Here is a 21,138-nt window from a genome sequence, read left to right on the forward strand (position 1 = left end):
GCATTGGCACATCGAGAACCTGCAAGCATTGGCACATCGAGAACCTGCAACACTGGGTGCTTGACGTCACTTTTAGGGAAGACTGTTCAAGGATTGGTGACCGTGAAAACGCGAAGAAGATGGCGCTATTTCGTCGTATCGTGCTGAACCTTTTAGAGCAACATCCGCTAAAAGCCAGCAAACCAACCAAGATGAGAAAGGCTGCATGGAATGGCGATTTTAGGAGCGAGATTTTCTTTGGTTAAGAGATTTAACAAAGCTTAATCCCGCCCTGCCTGCGACACTGTGTCACACCCCTAATACGCGGTTTATAATAAAGTGCTGATATAATCGACACTTTTGATATGGAAAAATAAAATTACGCTTGTTTCTGCTTATTTCCACTAAGTGATAAATCACCAATGACTAAGGGTTTGGAAGTTCAACCATGTGGGCCCGCTGCATAGTTTTTTGTTTTACAGATATGATGATTCGGCATTGCATAAATTGGAGGATGAGAGCATGCAAGCGGAAGTACAGAACAAGTTTGAAGGCTATCCTGCGCATATAGCGCCCTTGCTATTGCGGATTCGAATTTTGATTTTTTCGATTGCCGAAGTGCAGGATTTAGGTGCGGTGGAAGAGAGCTTAAAATGGGGCGAGCCGAGTTATTCCGTTAAAAATGGGAGCACAGTAAGGTTTGACTGGAAGCCTAAATATCCCGAACAATATTACCTATTCTTTAATTGTAAAACTAAGCTGATTGATACATTTCGAGAGCTGCATTCCGACGTGCTGCAGTTTGAAGGGAATCGAGCCATAGTGTTAAATATTCATGATCCCCTACCAGAATCTGCGATTTCCCAATGTATTGAATTATCGTTGAAATACAAAAGTATCAAACATCTACCTTTACTAGGCGCTTAGTTTCATTGAATAAAAAGATGATGAATCACTAAAACTATACTGTTAGTTTTAGTGATTCATTTTATTTTAACAATTCTGAACTTAGATCATTAGGTGTATTTTAGATAATTACTAAACGCTATTTTAACGAGGCGATAAAGGCTTCAGACTTTTGGCGGTAGGATTCTTCAAATGCAATGATAGCAGCTATGATACCAGAGCCCAAAAGCACTTGTAGAGAGGGGATAAGAGTAGCTATGCCCACTGTCGACCAAAAGTTAAGGCTAAATCCACGTGTCATCCAAAACTGACTCGCTAGGCCAATTAATGAAAGCACGACGGCTAATAACGAAACAACGGTTGTTACTCGGGTAATCATTAATAGTAATGCTAAGTGTTTTGAGGATAAATTTTTATAGGGTTTCATTTTTTACTCTTTCCTTAAGTATTTAATATCTTGTATGTTTAATTTATAAACTAGTGCAGTATTCTTTGAAAAAACGCTACCGCTTGCAGGTACATTTGCAGTGCGAGTGCGGGATCATAGCGTTCGCCTTCATCACGCATAAAGGCGTGTTGGGCGTTGACTTCAAGCCAAGTGAAGTTACGGTTCAGCGCCATTAATTGCTGGTGGATTAGTACTCGTCCCTCCGCGGATACGTGGGGATCTTGCTTGCCGAACACTAACACTAATTCCCCTTGAATATCACCGCTGCGGCTCAGTGAGTCATTACCGTAAGCGCAGGGTAGGGTGTTGGAATGAATGTCGGTTGGATAGAGGCAAAATGCACCTAAAATAGCGGGATTGAGTGCGGCACGGTAGGCTAAGTGGCCGCCGATACACACGCCCATAGAGCCAACTTTGCCATTGCAGTAAGTTTGTTGAGTGGCAAAATCGATCAGTGCTTGGGTATCGCTATCGTGGTGTTCTAGGGGTTTGGCAAATTTATCGGCGTTACCTTTATCTTTACCCGATTCATCATAGGCCAGCACAGTGCCTAAAGGATTCAGTTCATGGAACACTTCGGGTACTAACACCACAAAACCGTGGCCAGCAAGAATAGTGGCGGTGCGGGCGATGGGCGCAGTTTGCTGAAATATCTCGGAATAAAAGATGATACTTGGGAATATTCCCTGTGCATCTGGGCGATAGATATAGGTGCGCATTAGCCCTGAAGGTGTGGAGATATCCTGAATTTCCTGAGTCACTAACATATTTATATTCCTCTATGAGGCTTCAAACGTTGAAGCCTCACTTTAGCAGTCAGGATTTTATCTGTCAGTTAAAACAATTCGTTACCTGAGAGTTCACCGGCACATAGTGCTTTTATATTGCTTAAGGTCGTTTTGGCAATGGCGCCTAGGGCTTCTTCGGTGAGGAAGGCTTGGTGACCCGTGAAAATCACGTTATGGCAGGCTGATAAACGACGGAATACATCGTCTTGAATAATTTCATTCGATTTGTCTTCGAAGAACAGGCCCTTTTCGTTTTCATATACATCGAGCCCAAGCGAGCCGATTTGCCCCAGTTTTAATGCTTCCATTGCGTCGAAAGCATTGAGTAAACCACCGCGACTGGTGTTGATCACCATGACACCGGGTTTCATCTTGGCGAAGCTGGCTTGGTTTAGTAAGTGACGGTTATCCGCGGTCAACGGGCAATGCAAGCTGATGATATCGCTGTTGGCATAAATAGAGTCGAGATCTTGATATTCCACATTCAGCGCGACAACCGCTGGATTGATAAAGGGATCGAAGGCAATGACTTTACAGCCAAAACCGAGCAATACCTTGATGGTTGCTACGCCGATTTTACCTGTACCAATCACGCCGACGGTTTTGCCGAACATGTTAAAGCCGACTAAGCCTTCGAGGGAGAAGTTGGCATCGCGGGTGCGTTGGTAAGCTTTGTGGATTTTTCGATTCAGTGTCAACATCAGTGCGACTGTATGTTCGGCCACGGATTCAGGAGAATAAGCTGGTACGTTAACGACTTGCATGCCTAAGCGTTTAGCGGCAACTAAATCGACGTTGTTAAAGCCAGCGCAGCGCATGGCGATAATTTTTGTGCCACCCTTAGCGAGTTCGACCAGAACTTCTTCACAGAGTGAATCGTTGACGAAGGCACAGACAATTTCAAAACCTTCGGCAAGCTTCACTGTTTGCATGCAGAGGCGATAATCGAAGTACTCAATTTGTGCACCAAACGCAGCATTTGTGCGGTTAAAGTGCTGCATGTCGTAATGTTTTGCGCTAAAAAATCCAATTCTCATTTCAGTCACCTAACGGGTTTGCTGATGTAATTATCTGGCAAAGAGTGTAAGTGAGTTAGGGCTTTTTGTCCTTAGCCTTAGAAAATTCCCCGTTAAAAGAGTGAGCTTTATCATCAATTGGGAATAAAAAAAGCGAGCCCCTGACGGCTCGCTTATTGATTGACTGCTTTTACTTGAAGTGTTCAAGCTAGGGCTCTCATATTGAAAGTCGTACTATATGAGCTGAGGGTTAGTCCTTTAACCCTCCGTTATTGCATTTTACTTTTTGTCTTTAGCGTATTTAGCTGCAGATGCACCCGCGATACGGCCATAAGTAACGATATCGGAAATAGCATTACCACCTAAGCGGTTAGCACCGTGAACGCCACCTGTGACTTCACCTGCTGCATATAAACCATCAATAGGCTTGCCCGTTTTTTCACTCTTCACTTCGGCTTTAGTATCGATCACAACACCACCCATAGTGTGGTGAACTGCTGGCGCGATTTCGAGAGCGTAGAAAGGTGCAACAACTAATTCACGTGGTAAATCAGGACGTTCAAATTGAGCATCTTTACCTGATTTAACAAAGCCATTATAAGCTTTCACTGTTTTAGCGAGTTCGGCCGCTGGAATATCTAACTGTTTAGCCAGATCTTCAATTGTTTTGCCTTCTTTAACAATGTTCAGGTGCACATAGCCTTCGATGGCTTTTAAGCTCTTACGGATAGAGTCATCGAATACCAAATAAGCACTTTCGCCTTTTTGTTGCAGAATCGCGGCAGACGCTTTGTCACGGGTGGTGATTTCGTTCATAAAGCGGTTACCTTCACGGTTAACCACGATCGCACCGTTACCACGTACCGCTTCGGTGATCATCACGCCACCAGCAGGTGAATAAGTTGGGTGAGCTTGAATAAACTCTAAGTCGCGAGTTGCAGCACCCGCTTGCAATGCCACGTCTAAGCCATCACCTGTTGCACCTGGGTGGTTAGTCGCTTTAAAGCCTTTTAACTTAGGATCATATTTAGCTACACGATCGTTATTTTTCGCAAAACCACCCGCTGCGATAACGACAGCGTCAGCTTTGACCACGTAATAACCTGTGTATTCACCCTTCACCAATACGCCGGTAATTTTACCGCTCGCATCTTCAAGAATACGTACTACACGGCTGTTTAAGCGGATGTCAGTACCACGTTTCACTGCATTGTCCCATAGAACTTGTGCTACGTGTGCACCCACGCCAGCGCCGCCTGTTGGACGGTGACTACGGTTAACACTTGCGCCACCCATACGACCTACGTCAGTCATATCGGCACCCATAGAGGTTAACCAATCGATAGAGTCTGATGAGTTGTTGGCTAAGGTTTTGACTAATTCAGGATCGTTAATATTGCGACCACCTTTCATGGTGTCGTCGATCATGATTTGTTTCTTGTCTGCGATACCTAGTTTAGCCTGTGGCTTAGTTTCTGCAGCGTTCATACCGCCAGCAGCAAGTTTAGTGTTTCCGCCTGGGATAGGTTCTTTTTCAAGCAGGATAACTTTAGCGCCTGCATCACGGGCTGAAACGGCTGCAGCAAGACCTGCACCACCTGAACCTATGATCACGACATCAGTGGTTTCTTTTGCACCAGCGGCAATGGCTTTATCTTGAGCAGCTTTGTCGGCATCAACAGGCACAAACTTACGTTCCCACTTACCACCGTAAGGCATATCGAAGCCGAAGCTGTGACAAGCATCGCAATAGGTGACTGATTTTTCATGACCTTTATGGCAGCTAGTACAAGCAATTTCGCCAATTAGGTGAGATTTATGGGGTGATACTTTATCTTTAGGTGCAGCGGCGGCCAGTTCTTTTAAATCACCGTGGCAGCTAACACACTGAGCATTTTCATGGGTAAGGTTGTCGTTGGTGACGCCACCTTTGTCTGATACGTGGCAGCTGTCGCAGCTACCCATTTCACCGTGAAAATCGGCTAGCACTTCTGGTGCTGCATAGGCAGTACCTGCCATAGCGCCAGAGATCAGCATGGCTAGTGCTGTTTTTTGAATCTTTCTTGTGAACATGATAGTTCCTCTGCCGTACATTCATCTACTTAATAAGGGTTATTCATCGTGGCGTGATATTTATTTTTTACGCAGCTCACGCACTGTTAGAGCATTCTCCATTTGCAAATTTAGCACTATCTAAAGAGGTATATGTATGTTCAGATCACATAACCTTTGTTACAGCGAAAATAACATATTTAAAATGTGCAATCGGATGGGAAATATTAATGAAGTTGAGACTAATCACTGCTTCAATACGGTATAACATGCGTGAGTTAACATATTGAATGGATTGATTTTAACTTTATAAAATAAAAAAGGCATAAATTATGGCTTTGGTGGTGTGTTTTATCTATTTGTATTTTATAGATATTATAATTTAATCTTGTATATTGAGGAGATGGCTTACTTATTTTTATATATTCTATAAATAATGTTATTTCAAAAGCCTTTATTGTATAAAATTATATTATCATTTTAATTAAATGTTACGCAATTGATTCTTAAGGGGTTGTAATGCACAAACAAGGCATATCAGAAAAACGTTTTTGGTTTCAACGTTTGAGTAAAACCAGTTTAAGGGCATTACATATTTTAGGGATCGTTGGTGTCGGTGGTGGTATTTTATTAGATGTCAATAAAGTGCAATGGTTGAGTTATTGGTATCTCGCGATGACGACGGGCAGCATATTAATGTTGTGGGAAATCGCACGGGATTGGCGCTGGCTGATCCAGCTTAAGGGAGTGTTAACTTTAGTAAAAATAGGCTTGCTTGGCCTGTTTGTGCCGCTGGCTCATTACAAACCTGAGCTGTTAATCGTGATACTTTTTTTGTCAGTGATCGTGTCCCATGGCCCTGCAGGGCTCAGGCATTATTCTATTGTGCATCGTCGGCAAATTGACTCGAAAAAAGAAATTAAGGGCTAATTGATATGTCTGTAACCCATACGTCAACTTTAACGCCTGCTGCGTTAATCACAGAGTTCGCTTGGCCTAATCCATCTGTGTCTAACTTAGACTTGAGTTGCTTCGATGGACTTAAGGTGCTCGATCTCGCTTGCGGTTCTGGGCGTAATGGTTTGTGGTTTTTAGCGCAAGGGGCTGAAGTGACTTTTATCGATCGAGATTTGTCAGCCATGTCACACATTGATCAGGCTAATGCTTACAAATTACAAAGGGATTTAGAAGCAGAGGCAGGACCATTATTGCCGGTTGAAGAGTACGATATTGTCTTAGTATTTAATTATCTGCATCGCCCATTACTGCCACAAATTGCTAAGGCGGTTAAGAGCACAGGCCTTATTGTTTATGAAACCTTTACAATGCAACAGGCGCAGATAGGTCGGCCACGCAACCCAGATTTCTTACTTACTGAAAATGAACTCAAATCAGTGTTTGCTAACTGGCAATCTTTACATTACTTTGAAGGTCGATTATGTGATCCGCAGTCCACTCAAAGCAGTTATAAAGCCCAGTTGATTGCGCGAAAACCTACAACGTAAATTTATTGATTGAGACTCAGAGGTCGTAGGATGTTTCCCTATCCAGAGCAATATCGCATTGCAACGCCGCCGTTGACGACCGCCTTTATGGTGGCGTGGGCTTTATTCAGTCACAGCTTATTTTCCGATGCAAATCCTGTCGCACTCTATCCGTTGTTAGCGCTATTTCCCTTGGTGATTGGATTACACTTATATTTGATTTTGTTAGCAAAAGGAATGGGGCGACTCGATCAGTGTTTCTATGCCTTAGTGCATATCCCACTGGCGTTTGTGGTGTGGACATTCACTATTATGCACGTGAATGGTAACGCTTTTTCTTAAATTCGCCTGACGTTTTAGAGAAAATAACAAAAAAAAGCGCCCTGATAATCAGAGCGCTTTTTTTGATTTTGTATTGCTAACAATTAGGCCGTGGTGTTGATGTTGTGGCCTGCATTGCCTACGGGTTTTGGCGCCGCAGCTGCAATTAAATCTACCGCGATTTGACCTTCGGCTTTTTGCTGCTCTTTGGCTAACTGAGCAACCTTAACGCCAATTGCACCATTTTCTAGATTCGGTGCGATAGCTTGTGTATTCAGTGAAATGGACATAACTAACCTCAATTGTAAGCTGGATCCCTTTATCGGCAAACCCACGGTTAACTTTAGTCGTTACATATGAATTTGCCAATCCTATCGTACTATCTATTTTTGCATGTTAATTTTTAATGCTTTAAATGATTTTAATATGTTGAGTTAGTTCGCGTAAACTTGCTAACATATTTTTAGTTTAAGTATTTTTGTAAAAAGTCAAGCATCTCAGTGTATAATTCTTTGCGGTTTTCTTCGTTATAGAATCCATGCCCTTCTGTTTTTTTCCATAACCATTTCGGTTCATTTCCTGTTTTTACTAGGGCATCTCGCATCACATGAGCGTTTTCATAATGTGCCTGCTCATCACGGCCGCCATGCACAATGAATACTCCGGCTTTAATTTTGCTTGCATTATAGGCGGGAGAATGTTTTTTCATTGTTTCTTCTGAACCCCCAAAAGCTTGTTCCATATAGCGTTTACCCCAACCCAATCGTTCAGCTACATTGCCTTTATTGAACATGAGTGGTAGATCGTATACCCCAACATATCCAATTGCGCACTTATAAAGGTCGGGTTCTTTAACCACACCCATGAGAGCGGCATATCCGCCGTAACTTGATCCGGAGATACAAATTTTATCCTTATTAGCGAAGCCTTCTTTAATTGCCCATAGTGTTGCATCGGTCAGGTCATCTTGCATTGCACCACCCCATTGTCCGTAACCACTATCTTCAAACTCACGTCCATATCCGCCAGAACCTCGAAAATTTACCTGAAGTACACTGTATCCTGCACTCGCATATACCTGTACTTCATCATCAAAAAACCAATAGTCACGAGGACCATGTGGGCCACCATGTGGATGGATAATTAAAGGCAAATTTTCAGCTTTGGCACCCAGTGGTATGGTTAAATAACCATGAATTGTTAAGCCATCACGAGTAACAAAATTTATCGGAGTTTTATGAGACATTTTTTGCTCATCTATCCAAGGGCGAGAGGCTGTGAGGAAAGACACTTTTTTAGTCTCTCTATCGTAAAGATAAAATTTACCTGGATTAACATCGGAGTAACTTTCAATCACCCAGCTTTTGTTATCAGCTGTCTTAGAGGTAATATGTAAATAATCATTTGGAAATGCTCGTTGTAGCCCGCGATACTCTTTGGCTAGTTCTGAATTTTCATCAAAAAATATAACTTCAGGTCTTCCATTATGAATAATGGCCCCTACCACTTCTTTTATACGTTTACCTGTTTCAGATGTATATACATTTATAAATGGTTGAGCATCAACTATATCATTTCGGTACATTAACTCTCGTTCACCTGTACTTAACTTGATTCTATATATGCCTAAAGTACTTTTCTCTATGTTATCAGAGGTAAATATGAACTGGTTATCTGCACTAAATCCAATAACATTACTGGACCCTGTCGAGCTGGTTCTAACCATATTTGACAACGATAAAGCTTTCCATGCATTTTGATCAACATTGCTTTCTCGAATATAGGTAATTATTTCTCCAGCACCCTCCGATTTTAACAGTCCTTTTCTTTCAGTTTTCATGGACTGGCTCACTCGCCATTGATCATTATTATCTAAAAAAATCGATGCATTTTCAAATTTAGCTTTTTCAATTAATTGACGTTTCCCAGTATAGATATTCACTTTATAAAGGTTAGAGTATTGTTTTTTTTCTAAATTAGACGATATCAAAATGTTATCGCGTTCATCCATTAGTAGGCTCTCAACCTGCGCACCTGAGTAATCTTTATTCCTCACTCCAAATAATTGTATTTTACTTGAACAGTCTGCATTGCCTGAAAATAGCTCACCAGTCAAAAATGGAGTCGCATACTGTCCTGATTGGGTTGAGATTGTCATTACTACTCGTTCTTCATTTGCCCACCAAAACTCCATGACTGACTCTTCTTCACCAAAAAAAAAGTTACAAACTACTTTTTGATTGCTTTTATTGATAATCGCTAATCTTTTATGATTTTTATACGGATAAGTCGCGGCTAAGAAATCACCTTTAGGAGATATTTTAATCGCATTAAACATACTGTGCTTGGCGAGATCGTGTGCGTTTGTCGCGGCTGATGCATTAAGCCCACTTCCTAATATTAAACCAAGAAAAATCAGTATTTTTGTCATGTTAGTCATATGGATCTCCATCGATAGAATCTATTTCTACTTACTTCGTTTGATAACTGGCAGTACTCTCGCGCAATTACATTGACAGACGAACAGAGCATTACTCATTAATCAGCTGTTTGAACTGTTACGTCTCAACAGCTTACTATAACTTCATTTGTTTTTTTTGCCTTAAAACACACTTAATGGCAACATTTTTTAAACATTAAGTTCAAAATATTTACATGAGGTGGTCTTTGCTATACCTTACATATGATTGCAAGGAATATGCAATTTTCACATAAAATCATCCGTCTGGTAACATTTTTTACGTGTTATTAACAGCCGTTTTGGAGAATGTATGTATAAGACAACACTGCTTTGTAAAGCAATACAACTAGGCCTATTTACCGCTTCGATTTCTATTGCCAGCCACGCGTGGGCTGTAGAAGAAAAAGATGCTCAAACCAAAAATGAGAAAATTGAGCGTGTAGAGGTTACTGGTAGTCGAATTAATAGAACTGATTTAGAAAATGCTCAGCCCGTTGTTGTGTTAACCGCTGAAGATATGAAAAATGAGGGTTTTACAACGGCGTTCGATGCAATCCAAAGTATTTCTCAAAATACAGGAACAGCACAGGGTAACGAGTGGGGGGCGCAAGGTGGTTTTACGCCAAATGCTGATGTAATCAATTTACGTGGTTTTGGGCCTGGCTATACCCTTGTTCTTCTCAATGGTCGACGTATTGCTGAAAACCCTACGCCCTATAATGGGCAAAGTAATTTTGTGAATTTAAGTGGCATTCCATTTTCTGCGGTAGAGCGAATTGAAATTCTGACTCAAGGTGCATCAGCTATTTACGGTTCAGATGCTGTTGCTGGTGTTGTAAACATTATTTTGAAAAAGGATATAGATTCAACAACTGTGACTGCTATGTATGGTGTTACACCAGAAGGTGGTGGTGCTCAAAATCGGTTTAGTCTTACCTCTGGCAGTACAGGGTCTGATTATTCAATTGGGGGAACCATTGAGTATTATAAACAAGATCCGATTTATTCTCATGAGCGGGATTATATGGATTCTGTTGATGATAACCCTGCCGGTGCGACTCCTCTTTCTCGAGGGATTTTATTGCTTGATAATTTTACTGGTAAGTATAGAGATCCTGGCGAACAAGGCTGTGTAGATTCTGGTTCTGGATATGAATATGCGGATCGTAATGGTTTTGGTAAGTATTGTGGTGTTGATACTACAGGTGACAATACGATTCGAAATGAACGTGAAACCTTAACCGGTTATTTGTTTGGTACATATGACATCAACGATCATATGCAACTCTTTGCTGATACTATGTATTCAACAATAGATTCTGCAGTTTATGGTTCTCGTCACTTTTATAGTGAGAATTTGCTATTAAATACTCCTGATGGTTCTGGTAATTTCGGAGGAACCCGAGATTATGTATTGGCACAGAGGATTTTTAGTTTTGATGAGTTAGGCCAACGTAACACTCTATTTGATGAGCAGAGTTATAATGTCACTGTTGGTATTAAAGGTGATATTGATACAGCTTATAACTGGCAAGTGTATTACTCTGAGAGTCGTTATGATTACGAGAGTAGCCGAGATTGGATGAAGGAAGAAAAGGTCACCGAACTATTTCTAGGTGAAATAGATAATCCATATGGTCTTTATAATGGTGATGCTCCCGTAGGATTGTATGACAAAATTACACCAGAGATTCGGGACCAGTTACTTGGAACACAAGTTATTTTAGCTGATTCGTATGCTAGAACTTTATCTGCTGAAATTAATGGTGATTTATTCGAATTACCATCCGGTCCTATTGGATTTGCTGCTCTTATTGAATATAACAAGCAAGGCTATGATCTTAAACAGGATGACCGTACATTAAATACTGAAGGCAACGGATGGCAAGGCTTAACGGGTACGGAAGGTGGTGGCGATCGCAGTCGTTATGCTGCGGGTCTTGAGCTTCTGATCCCTGTGATTGAAGACTTAGATCTTGGTGTTGCAGCCCGCTACGATCAGTATGACGATGGCACTACCGAAGTTGGTGGTCGTTTAACCCCATCAATTACTATGACATATAAAGCTATGGATGAGTTAAAGTTCCGTGCAAACTGGGGGCAAAGCTTTAGAGCTCCAGATATGCACTATGTCTTTGCTGGTGATTCAGGCTACTTTACTACTGCGTATGACTATATTGATTGTCGTGTAAACGATCACGATGATGACCCTAATTTTGTACCGAGTCCAAGTGCTTGTGAAACGACATCTTTAAAAGGTAATCGTTCTGGTAGTAAAACGTTAGAAGAAGAGAAGGGAACAAACTGGGGCGTGGGGGTAATTGCTGAACCAGTGAAAGATCTTAGCTTAACTTTTGATTATTATAATATCAGTTTGAAAGATATTATTTCTGATGAAAGCGAACAAGATATATTAGATCTTGAATATGATTGTAAATATGGGCGAAATGGTAAAGACCCGTCTAGCAGTGAATGTACTAACAATGCAGCAAAAGTAGTTAGGGCTGCAGCGGGTGCTCCGAATGCTGGAGATATTGAAACTATTGTGGTTAATCCTGAAAACAAAGCACTCTATGAACAGAGTGGTTTAGATGCTAAGTTATTTTATACTTTAGATACTGAGTATGGAGACTTTGGCGTTCAATTAGGATGGACTCATATTTTAAGTACAAAATATCAAGTGGATTCTGCATCTTCTATTCAAGAGTTGCGTGATGATAAAGATAATTATGAGCCTAGATCTAAAACTAACTTAGTCTTGACTTGGCAATACCAAGACTGGTCCGTTGCTGTTCGTGGCGATAGAATTGGTGAAATTCCACTTTGGGAGCAACCTGCCGAAAACTACGATGATGAAACTGGCGATGTCATTAAAGTAGACCGTTTGAATCCTTACTACACGGTTAACATGAGTGTTGGCTATGATTTTACTGATAATTTGAAAGTATTAATTAGTGGTGAGAATATTTTCAATCAACGCCCTGAAGTAGATGTTACCCATGATGAATGGCCATTCTTTAACAGCTTCTCGTACCCTGGTGCCGCGATTGGCTCTGCTTATCGTGCAGAAATAAGTTATAAATTCTAAACAATAAAAAGTGATAGCACTTGTGCTATCACTTTTTTTTAGAAGTATTTTTGTCTATCAGCTTTTGGTCATGAGGTATTTTCGACTTAGAACGATAATCGCTGTGGCAATGAGCGAGCCTAAAATCAATCCGAGTGCCAGGCTCACATTTTGCAGTGCTGTTGGGTCAATAACCAGTGCGATACCCATACCCAACATCATCACGCCTGACATAAGTTTCAGGGTTTGGCCTTCTTTTTCGGTCAACTTACGTTTGCCTAAGGTCGCACTGAAAACGATAACAATAATAGCCAGCGGGATCACATATACAATATTGTATAAAACCAAATACATATAGCGTTCAATGTCAGGCAGATTGTGCATAGATAGCACACTGGTGTAGATCATTGGGAAGCCTGCGGTGCAAAGTAACTCATAGGCATTGGCGAGGATAGCTAATACGGTAGAACCTATGAGTAACGCGCCTAAGTTACTGGAATTGGATAGTTTCCCCATGCGTTTTATTAGACTCGTACGATTTTCTGCCGACATTGATAGTGTTACTTCTCCCTTAGTAAAGAAGTAATCTTTGATATTGATAACTCCAGCGATCAAAGCTAAACAACCCGCCGCTAAAATGATCATACCGCCATCACTGCCTGCCCCCAGCAGTTGGAAGATGTTTAGCCATGCCGTCATAAACAGGAAATAGATAAAGCCGGAGAAGAATACGAAAATCCCGCCGACGAGTAACATGCGGCTGCGACTCTTGGCATTAACCATTATCGATAGTAAAAATAGCAATACAAAGAAGGCACAAGGGTTAAAAGCATCGACACCTGCGAGCACTAAGGTGAGTAACGGCAGAGACATAGTCTCAGGTGTCACTACTCCCACTAAAGGTAATTCAACGGGTTGAACTTCTGGCTCTGCAACGGGCTCGCTTAAGCTGGTGGCATCACAGGTGCCTTCGCCAGTATCTGTGCCACAAGTGCCAAAGAGCGGTGCATCTGTTTGAGCGCTTGTGGTTGTGCTGGTGGCTCCTTTGGTGGGGAGGTCAGCGTCGCTCAGTTTACCGCCAAGGGATAAATAACAATTCTTCAGTCGATTGACTAAAAATTCACCCGTTACCGCTTCACTTGAATATCCCACAATGGCCTTTTCACAACTTGCCATATAGGGTACTGAGCGTGCTTCAGTACTGGTTTTGGAGGCGATATTTTGCCAAATATCCTGTACGCCGGGATCTGACACCCTATGGGATTCGAGTTCTATCCAAGGGTATTTTTGCGGTAATGAATCAATGAAGGGATGGGCCTCTGCACAGTGCGGACAGGTTTTTGACCAAAAGAAATACAGCTTAATTTTGAGCTCACCCTGATCATTCACATAATGCCACGTTCGATCCGCTGAGCTTGAGGGTGTTGTCTCGGCCCAGCTCGGGATAGAAAAGGCAAAGAGGAATAATAGCGAGCAAAAGAGAGATAATTTCGATAGATATTTTGTCATAGCGCCTCCCACAGAGAGTGGGTTTAAGTATCGTCAAACGGTTCGATTATCTCTTACTCTACTTAAATCAATCATTTTGATTAAATTAGATATTAAGAAGTGTTAGTTAACTCGCGAATAATAATTTTTTGGGAACTGAAACCAGTTTATCTCCCTGTGAAATGGTGTGATGCACACTCATTCTCAGCTTGAGCTGTTATTGGCTAATAAAGAATAAAGCACCCGAGGGTGCTCTATTTCTGACGTTATCAACAGGTGTCGATGATGGGTTATGGTTAGCCTAACGTTACGCCATTTACGCTAAGTTTCACGTCGATATTATTGCGCGTGGCGTTCGAGTACGGACAAACTTGATGTGCGTGACGCACTAGGGCTTCTGCGGCTTCTTGCGGTAAATCTAAGCTGACTTCTAAGGCAACCGCTAATGCAAAACCACCGACGTCATTGGCACCAATCCCAACAACTGCACTGACTGGCGCTTCGGTAATATCCACTTTGCCGATTTTTGCGACGTGCAGAATGGCGTTTGAGAAACAGGCGGCATAACCTGCGGCAAACAGTTGTTCAGGATTCGTGGCAAGACCGCTACCGCCCATGGCTTTTGGATAGGCTAAAGCGACATCCAGTAAACCATCATCAGTGCTGACTTGACCTTGACGCCCCGCTTTTGCTGTGGCACGTGTTTCATAAAGTGTTTTCATAGTATTAGACCTTTTAAGATTAAGGATTAAGTAAATTGATTTAAATTGCGCGCAATTCAATTGTGATAAACTATAATTCGATCTTTGGTGTGAATGCAAGTATATTGTGCGCAATATATTTAATTTGTTGGATCTTCCTATGGCAACAACTCAACCCAACACCCGTGTTAATACTGTCGATATGGCCGAAAATACCAGCACAGAGAATGCCTTATGTCTTGAGAATCAAGTGTGCTTCTCACTTTATAGTGCTGCAAATGCTATGGTGCGTGCCTATCGGCCTTTGTTGGACAAATTAGATCTAACTTATCCGCAGTACTTAGTCATGCTAGTGCTATGGGAAGAGCAGGGGATTAGTGTCAAAACCTTAGGCGATAAACTTTTCCTCGATTCAGGCACGTTAACGCCATTGCTGAAGCGACTAGAATCTAAAGGATTAGTGACTCGCGGTCGTAGTGAACAGGATGAACGCGTGAGAGTGCTGGCCTTAACGCCTGCAGGACTTTCCCTCAAAACACAGGCAAGTGAAATTCCCCATTTGATGCGCTGTAAAGTAGGCGGCGAGGCGAGCGAACTAAAAGCCTTAAAGACTATGTGCGATCAAGCACTTAAGCAATTACATGCCAGTATTGATTAAACTCTTATCGTCGAGATTTGATCTAAGATTAACTTATTGACATATTAACGCTTATTAGCGGTTCGACTGAGTGTAATGGGTTGTATGCTTGAGGCTCAGCGGGTCAGTCGTCTATTGAAGGTAGCGAGAGTAAGTTATGGCCTGTTTCGATGTAGCCATTATTGGCGGTGGGATCAGCGGTGTCGGCATTGCCCAATATGCAGCAGCAGCGGGCTATTCCACCTTGCTGATTGAAAAGGGCGAAATTGGCGGCCAAACCTCAGCGAATTCCAGCAAGCTTATCCACGGTGGTTTACGCTATTTAGAAACCGGACAAATTAATTTAGTCCGCAAATCATTGCTTGAAAGGCGACATTTACTCAATCTTGCGCCATCACTTGTTAAAGCTGTGCCATTTTATATTCCCGTGTACGACAACAGTCAGCGCAGTCCTTGGACCATTCGCGCAGGACTGAGTATGTATGCACTGCTGAGTGAATTTGATCCTTTAGGCCAATTTGTGTCAGTACCCGCTGTGCATTGGCATCGTTTCAAGGGATTAAAACTCTCTGGATTAAAAGCCGTATTTCAGTATTGGGATGCGCAGACCGACGATAAACTATTAACTCAAGCGGTGGCGCGTAGCGCACAGGCACTGGGTGCTGAAGTCTATGCCGAGGCTGAATTTCTTGAGTTGGAACACAAGCGCGAGACCTGTGAGCTGAGTTTTAGCCACAGGGGCGAGGCCCATAGTGCCGAGGCGCGTCTAGTTATCAATGCCGCTGGTCCTTGGGTGAATGAGGTGTTGAGTAAAGTGTTGCCCCCACTTGCGGGTGTTGAACTCGATTGGGTGCAAGGCGCCCATGTGTTACTGGATATTCCTGCGCCCGATGGCATCTTGTACTTAGAGTCATGCTTCGATAAACGGGTAATATTTGTGATGCCTTGGTATGGTCAAACCTTAGTCGGCACCACAGAAACTGAATTAACCTCTTTAGATAAGCCGCCTGAGGCGACCGAATCTGAAATTAATTATCTGCTGGGGATCTACAAACATTATTTCCCACTAACGCCGGATATTGATGAGCTCAAGGCGCTAATAACCAAAACTTTCTGTGGTATTCGGGTCTTGCCTAAGCAAAATAGCCAAGCCTTTGAGCGACCGCGAGATACCTTAATGCAAACATCGATTTCCCATCCGCGAATACTCAGTTTATATGGCGGTAAGTTAACGACGTTTCGCAGTACCTCAGCCGAAGTGCTTGAATGGATTGAAAAGGCCATAGGTAAGCGGCAGTCTATTGCTGATGTTGATAAACTCACCCTATCTTGAGTGCGCCGTGAATTATGCACTTGATGCTGATTTGAATATGCTTCAAGGTGATTTTTACCTGTAAAACCGCTACAGTGTGGCGCTTTTTTACTGATATCTAGGATCTGCCGTGAATGCTGCTATTGTAAATACCGCCAAGCAATGTGGTTATTTTAACCAAGGTCAGTGCCTTTCTTGCCGGCATATACAACAGCCTATGGTGCAGCAAGTGGCGGTTAAGACTCAAATTTTACAGCAACTACTCGCGCCTTTTATCCCAGCTAATTTGCCCGATATTTTTCAGCCGCCGGTAATTGGCGAGGACAGCGGCTTTCGTAATAAAGCTAAAATGGTGGCCTTAGGCGCCGCCCATGCGCCTGTGTTGGGGATTGTGAGCCCAAGTGGCGAGGCGGTAGATCTTTGCGACTGCCTTTTATATCCATCTGATATGCAAGATTTATTACATCGCTTAACACGCTTTGTGCAGCAGGCTGGACTTCCTCCTTATCGGGTAGATAGAGCCAAGGGTGAACTTAAATTTATTCTGCTGACCCGCAGTCAAGTGCGTGGTGAATATCTACTGCGGTTTGTACTGCGGTCCACCAATAGTATCGAACGTATCGAACGTGAATTACCTGCATTATTAGCTGAATATCCGCAAATTAAAGTGGTGTCAGTCAATATCCAACCGGTTCATATGGCAATACTTGAGGGTGATGAAGAGATTTTCTTAACTGAGAATACTAGGCTTGAAGAACGTTTTAATCATGTGCCTTTGTTCATTCGGCCTAAGAGCTTTTTCCAAACCAATCCACACGTTGCGGCGCAGTTATATCAAACGGCCCGTGAATGGGTTGCCGAGTTTTCACCTCATTCGTTATGGGATCTTTTCTGTGGTGTAGGCGGTTTCGGACTGCACTGTGCATCCAAAGACATTACCCTCACAGGGATTGAAATTGAAGCTGAAGCGATTGCCTGCGCGCAAATGTCAGCGCAAATGATGGGGCTCGAAAACGTGCAATTTATGGCGCTCGATTCCACCGACTTTGCTAAGGGTAAAAGCGCTGCCGATAAGCCGGATTTGATCATAGTTAATCCGCCGAGGCGCGGTATTGGCGAGGCGCTATGCCAGTCTTTAAGCGAGTTTGCCCCTAAGGCCATTCTCTATTCAAGCTGTAATCCGCAAACCTTAGCGAAAGATCTCGAACATATTCAAGGCTATCACTTAACCAAAGTGCAGCTATTTGATTTATTCCCCCACACGGATCACTTCGAAGTACTAGTCATGTTGGTGAAGGATTAATTTTTAGCTCATCAATTTATCACTAAGCATTTGTACTTATTCGTTTTACGATTCTTGAAATCCGCTCAAACTATCTTAAGGACTCTACCATGTGGAGTCTTTGCAATACTTTTATCTGCGCTGCTCGCGTGAAACTTCATCAAAGTGTCTTTTTAGTGGCATAATCTTCAGCACTTTATGCATTAATGGGCGGCGATTTATGCTACAGATTTTCCTACGCTTTTTTACCTTGGGCTTGATGAGTTTTGGCGGGCCTGCGGCGCACATTGGTTATTTTCGCCAGACCTTCGTAAATGAACTCGGTTGGCTCGATGATAAGCGTTACGCCAGTCTGGTTGCCTTAAGCCAATTTATGCCGGGGCCAGGGTCGAGCCAAGTGGGCTTTGCCATTGGTTATCAAAGAGGCGGGTTTGTTGGCGCGCTTGCTGCTTTTGCCGGTTTTACACTACCTTCCTTTATTTTGATGTACTTACTGGCAGTAACAACGTCGGCTTGGCTCGCTAATCATTATGTTCAAGGGATGATTTACGGGCTTAAATTAATGGCCGTCGTTGTGGTTGCCGATGCCGTTCTCGCCATGTTTAAACAGTTCTGCCAACGCAAATCCGCACGCCTATTAATGTTAGTCAGTGCCGCGGCAATTTTGATTGCGCCATCTATGTGGACGCAAATCCTTTTGTTACTTGGCGCCGCCACTATCGGCATCTATAAATTGAGTGCGAGCCAAGATGACACAGTAGCGCTGGCACCGATTCGATTGAATTACTTCTATTTGTTGCTCTTTTTCGTGTTGCTCATCGGCAGTTTTTTTATCGTGGATTTAGGATCTGAAGCTTGGATCTTCGGTGAGTTTTATCGCGTAGGGAGCTTAGTATTTGGTGGTGGTCATGTAGTGCTACCTCTGTTGGAAACTGCGGTGGGTGATACCATAGGTGGCGATCGTTTTCTGACAGGTTATGCCTTTGCCCAAGCAGTGCCAGGACCTATGTTTACCTTTGCGACCTTTTTAGGCGCTGAAGTGATGTTAGATAAGCCCTTCATGGGAGCTTGCATCGCAACCGCAGCTATTTTCTTACCCGGTTTTTTACTTATGCTGGTGGGGTTGCAAAGTTGGCATGCGATTGCCGCAAGACCAAAAATTGCTGGCGCGATAGCGGGAGTGAATGCCTGTGTTGTTGGCTTACTTGCCGCAGCACTTTATCAACCCGTGTTTTCTCAGGCGGTATTCTCAGGTAAAGATATGGCCTTGGTATTGCTCGGTTTTGGTGCATTAAAGTTATTTAAACCACCCATGCTACAACTGGTATTAGGCTTTAGTGTATGTGGTGTGCTGCTTAATATGCTTTGAACTGAGTCGTTATTAATCGAATGTTTATTGAGCAAGATTAAGATTTTGTTACTTTAAGCGCATAGAAATACAACAATCTTAGCTATACTCCGAAGATACAAGTTGTAATCCTTTGGAGCATTCAAGTATGTCTAAGTTGAGTTTGCGCAATAAATTATTATTGCTATCGCTGTTTCCTTTGATCCTCGCATTATTGGTGTTGATGTCGGTTTCTTATTATGTCGAGCAAAATGCGCTTGCCGATGAGGTGGTTACCTTTAGATCTAAGCTCGTCGGTGAACGTAAACAACAAATTAAAGAAGCTACCGAAATTGCCGCTGGTATAGTGAATTACCAATTATCGTTAAAAGAACAAGGGAATGTGAATCAAGCGCTAAGAGACATACGTTTTGGCAGTGCGGGTTATTTCTTCATGTATGACTCTCAAGGGAAAAATATTTTCCATGCCCTAATACCGAGTTTAGAAGGGCAAAATAAAATGGATATGACAGATCCTCGCGGCACCAAAATTATCGTCGGTCTGCTCGATGCCGCTAAACGTGGCGATGGTAGTTTCTCCTATTACTATCAAAAACCTAATACTAATGAACAGATTGAAAAAATCAGTTACGCCATGATGATCCCTGGTACTGACTGGATGTTAGGTACTGGGGCATATATCGATGATATTGAAGCTGTTGTTGAAGATTATCGTGAGACAGTGACTGAGCAAATGGCTGAAAAATCCTTCGCGATTTTGCTGATAGCGCTTTTCCTTACGGGTATTACTGGCTTTATCATTATGATTGCCGCCCACCGTATGGTCGTGCCAATCAAGAATATGGCCGATAACTTAAATGATATTGCTAAGGGCGAAGGAGATTTAACCAAACGACTTACCGTAAAAGGTGAAGACGAAATTGCCCAACTTGGGCGCTCCTTTAACCTCTTTGTCGATAAACTTCAGCATATTATCGGCGATGTCGCGACCGCGACGGCTAAAGTAAAAACGGCAGCCAATGCGATTCATGATCAAACTAAAGTCATGTCGAGCCAGTTGGTGAGTCATAACAATGAAACAGATCAGGTGGTGACTGCAATCACTGAGATGTCCTCCACTGCGAACGAAGTGGCTAAGAATACCACTCAAGTAGCCGAAGCGACTCATGCTGCTACTGGTGATGTGGCGAATGCACAGCGTTGTGTTGATGCTTCGCTTGAGGAGATTGCGTCTTTAATGTCGCAAATCAATAATGCGGCAGGCAGTATAAAATCACTCAGCGAGCAATCACAGAAGATCAACAGCGTGCTTTCTGTCATTGGCGGTATTGCCGAGCAAACTAACCTATTGGCATTGAACGCCGCCATCGAAGCGGCCCGTGCTGGTGAACAGGGTCGTGGATTTGCTGTGGTCGCCGATGAGGTGCGTAATTTAGCCAGTCGAACTCAAGCCAGCACGTTAGAAATCAACGAGATGTTATCGGCACTGCATAAGCTAGTGACCCAAGCCGTAAAAGCCATGGAAGAGAGTCAGCAAAGCTGTGTACGTTCGGTGGATTCTTCTCGCACGATTTCCGATAGTTTAGGTTCAGTCACTTCAGCGGTAACGGCGATTAATGATATGAGTACCCAAATTGCGGCCGCGGCGACAGAGCAAAGCTCAGTAACCGAAGAAATTAACCGTAACGTGTATGCCATTCAAGAGATTGTAAACGAGTTGCTTCATTCCAGCGAAGATGCCGCTAGGATCAGTATGACAGTCTCGGAAGAAGGCATTAACTTGGGCAAGTTAGTGGGCCAGTTTAAGATTTAATTGCAGCAATCTTGATTAAAAACGGGAGACTTAAA

18 protein-coding genes and 1 pseudogene are annotated in these 21,138 nt (G+C 42.8%); 11 read left to right on the forward strand and 8 right to left on the reverse strand.

The window, feature by feature from the left end; translation table 11 throughout:
• Positions 1-245: pseudogene (locus L5L98_RS21165) on the forward strand (ISAs1 family transposase); the annotation flags it as partial.
• Positions 246-501: 256 nt separating this feature from the next.
• Positions 502-906 carry a DUF1801 domain-containing protein gene (locus L5L98_RS21170; protein ID WP_263143363.1) on the forward strand — a complete coding sequence of 135 codons (405 nt, stop codon included), beginning with the start codon at positions 502-504 and terminating at the stop codon, positions 904-906.
• A 118-nt stretch (positions 907-1,024) separates the two neighbouring features.
• Here L5L98_RS21170 and L5L98_RS21175 read toward each other — a convergent pair whose 3' ends face one another.
• The 4 genes from L5L98_RS21175 to fccA form a co-directional block, all read right to left on the reverse strand.
• Positions 1,025-1,312: a hypothetical protein gene (locus tag L5L98_RS21175; RefSeq protein WP_263143365.1), complete on the reverse strand. Its 288-nt coding sequence runs from the start codon at positions 1,310-1,312 to the stop codon at positions 1,025-1,027.
• A 50-nt stretch (positions 1,313-1,362) separates the two neighbouring features.
• A complete protein-coding gene (locus L5L98_RS21180) occupies positions 1,363-2,100 on the reverse strand; it encodes a dienelactone hydrolase family protein (protein WP_263143367.1) in 738 nt (245 codons plus the stop codon).
• Between the two features lie 68 nt (positions 2,101-2,168).
• Positions 2,169-3,158 (reverse strand): 2-hydroxyacid dehydrogenase, encoded by a 990-nt coding sequence (locus L5L98_RS21185; protein WP_263143368.1) that lies wholly within the window; start codon positions 3,156-3,158, stop codon positions 2,169-2,171.
• A gap of 258 nt (positions 3,159-3,416) precedes the next feature.
• A complete protein-coding gene (gene fccA / locus L5L98_RS21190) occupies positions 3,417-5,210 on the reverse strand; it encodes a fumarate reductase flavoprotein subunit FccA (protein WP_113939829.1) in 1,794 nt (597 codons plus the stop codon).
• Positions 5,211-5,708: 498 nt separating this feature from the next.
• Here fccA and L5L98_RS21195 point away from each other — a divergent pair, with 498 nt between their 5' ends.
• From L5L98_RS21195 to L5L98_RS21205, 3 genes are read left to right on the forward strand one after another with little or no spacing between them, the layout of a single operon-like run.
• Positions 5,709-6,119, forward strand: a complete 411-nt coding sequence (locus L5L98_RS21195) for a hypothetical protein (RefSeq protein ID WP_105250071.1) — start codon at positions 5,709-5,711, stop codon at positions 6,117-6,119.
• 5 nt (positions 6,120-6,124) lie between these two features.
• Positions 6,125-6,694 carry a class I SAM-dependent methyltransferase gene (locus tag L5L98_RS21200; RefSeq protein ID WP_219254551.1) on the forward strand — a complete coding sequence of 190 codons (570 nt, stop codon included), beginning with the start codon at positions 6,125-6,127 and terminating at the stop codon, positions 6,692-6,694.
• Between the two features lie 30 nt (positions 6,695-6,724).
• Positions 6,725-7,015: a hypothetical protein gene (locus L5L98_RS21205; protein WP_105250069.1), complete on the forward strand. Its 291-nt coding sequence runs from the start codon at positions 6,725-6,727 to the stop codon at positions 7,013-7,015.
• Positions 7,016-7,098: 83 nt separating this feature from the next.
• On the opposite strand, the gene L5L98_RS21210 is transcribed toward L5L98_RS21205, so the two are convergent.
• Both L5L98_RS21210 and L5L98_RS21215 read right to left on the reverse strand, forming a co-directional pair.
• Positions 7,099-7,284, reverse strand: a complete 186-nt coding sequence (locus L5L98_RS21210; RefSeq protein ID WP_106651481.1) for a cytoplasmic protein — start codon at positions 7,282-7,284, stop codon at positions 7,099-7,101.
• Positions 7,285-7,457: 173 nt separating this feature from the next.
• Positions 7,458-9,434, reverse strand: a complete 1,977-nt coding sequence (locus tag L5L98_RS21215; RefSeq protein WP_263143371.1) for an alpha/beta hydrolase family protein — start codon at positions 9,432-9,434, stop codon at positions 7,458-7,460.
• A 331-nt stretch (positions 9,435-9,765) separates the two neighbouring features.
• On the opposite strand from L5L98_RS21215, the gene L5L98_RS21220 reads away from it, so the two are divergent.
• Positions 9,766-12,543 carry a TonB-dependent receptor domain-containing protein gene (locus L5L98_RS21220; protein WP_263143372.1) on the forward strand — a complete coding sequence of 926 codons (2,778 nt, stop codon included), beginning with the start codon at positions 9,766-9,768 and terminating at the stop codon, positions 12,541-12,543.
• 57 nt (positions 12,544-12,600) lie between these two features.
• Here L5L98_RS21220 and L5L98_RS21225 read toward each other — a convergent pair whose 3' ends face one another.
• Positions 12,601-14,031 carry a cytochrome C biosynthesis protein gene (locus tag L5L98_RS21225; protein WP_212601296.1) on the reverse strand — a complete coding sequence of 477 codons (1,431 nt, stop codon included), beginning with the start codon at positions 14,029-14,031 and terminating at the stop codon, positions 12,601-12,603.
• A 275-nt stretch (positions 14,032-14,306) separates the two neighbouring features.
• Positions 14,307-14,732 (reverse strand): organic hydroperoxide resistance protein, encoded by a 426-nt coding sequence (locus tag L5L98_RS21230; protein WP_263143375.1) that lies wholly within the window; start codon positions 14,730-14,732, stop codon positions 14,307-14,309.
• A 139-nt stretch (positions 14,733-14,871) separates the two neighbouring features.
• Between L5L98_RS21230 and ohrR the strand changes: the two genes are divergently transcribed.
• The 5 genes from ohrR to L5L98_RS21255 all read left to right on the forward strand — a co-directional run bounded on the left by ohrR (position 14,872) and on the right by L5L98_RS21255 (position 21,103).
• A complete protein-coding gene (ohrR, locus tag L5L98_RS21235; RefSeq protein ID WP_263143377.1) occupies positions 14,872-15,369 on the forward strand; it encodes a hydroperoxide resistance transcriptional regulator OhrR in 498 nt (165 codons plus the stop codon).
• Positions 15,370-15,505: 136 nt separating this feature from the next.
• On the forward strand, positions 15,506-16,681 hold the full coding sequence (locus L5L98_RS21240) for a glycerol-3-phosphate dehydrogenase/oxidase (RefSeq protein ID WP_263143379.1): 1,176 nt from the start codon (positions 15,506-15,508) through the stop codon (positions 16,679-16,681).
• A 109-nt stretch (positions 16,682-16,790) separates the two neighbouring features.
• Positions 16,791-17,963, forward strand: a complete 1,173-nt coding sequence (gene rlmC / locus L5L98_RS21245; RefSeq protein ID WP_263143381.1) for a 23S rRNA (uracil(747)-C(5))-methyltransferase RlmC — start codon at positions 16,791-16,793, stop codon at positions 17,961-17,963.
• A gap of 199 nt (positions 17,964-18,162) precedes the next feature.
• Positions 18,163-19,311 (forward strand): chromate efflux transporter, encoded by a 1,149-nt coding sequence (chrA, locus tag L5L98_RS21250; RefSeq protein ID WP_263143383.1) that lies wholly within the window; start codon positions 18,163-18,165, stop codon positions 19,309-19,311.
• A 127-nt stretch (positions 19,312-19,438) separates the two neighbouring features.
• Positions 19,439-21,103: a methyl-accepting chemotaxis protein gene (locus L5L98_RS21255; protein ID WP_113939838.1), complete on the forward strand. Its 1,665-nt coding sequence runs from the start codon at positions 19,439-19,441 to the stop codon at positions 21,101-21,103.
• Positions 21,104-21,138 lie beyond the last annotated feature (35 nt).

Origin of the sequence: Shewanella sp. SM23 (genome assembly GCF_025654295.1) — a bacterium.
Taxonomy (GTDB): domain Bacteria; phylum Pseudomonadota; class Gammaproteobacteria; order Enterobacterales; family Shewanellaceae; genus Shewanella; species Shewanella oncorhynchi.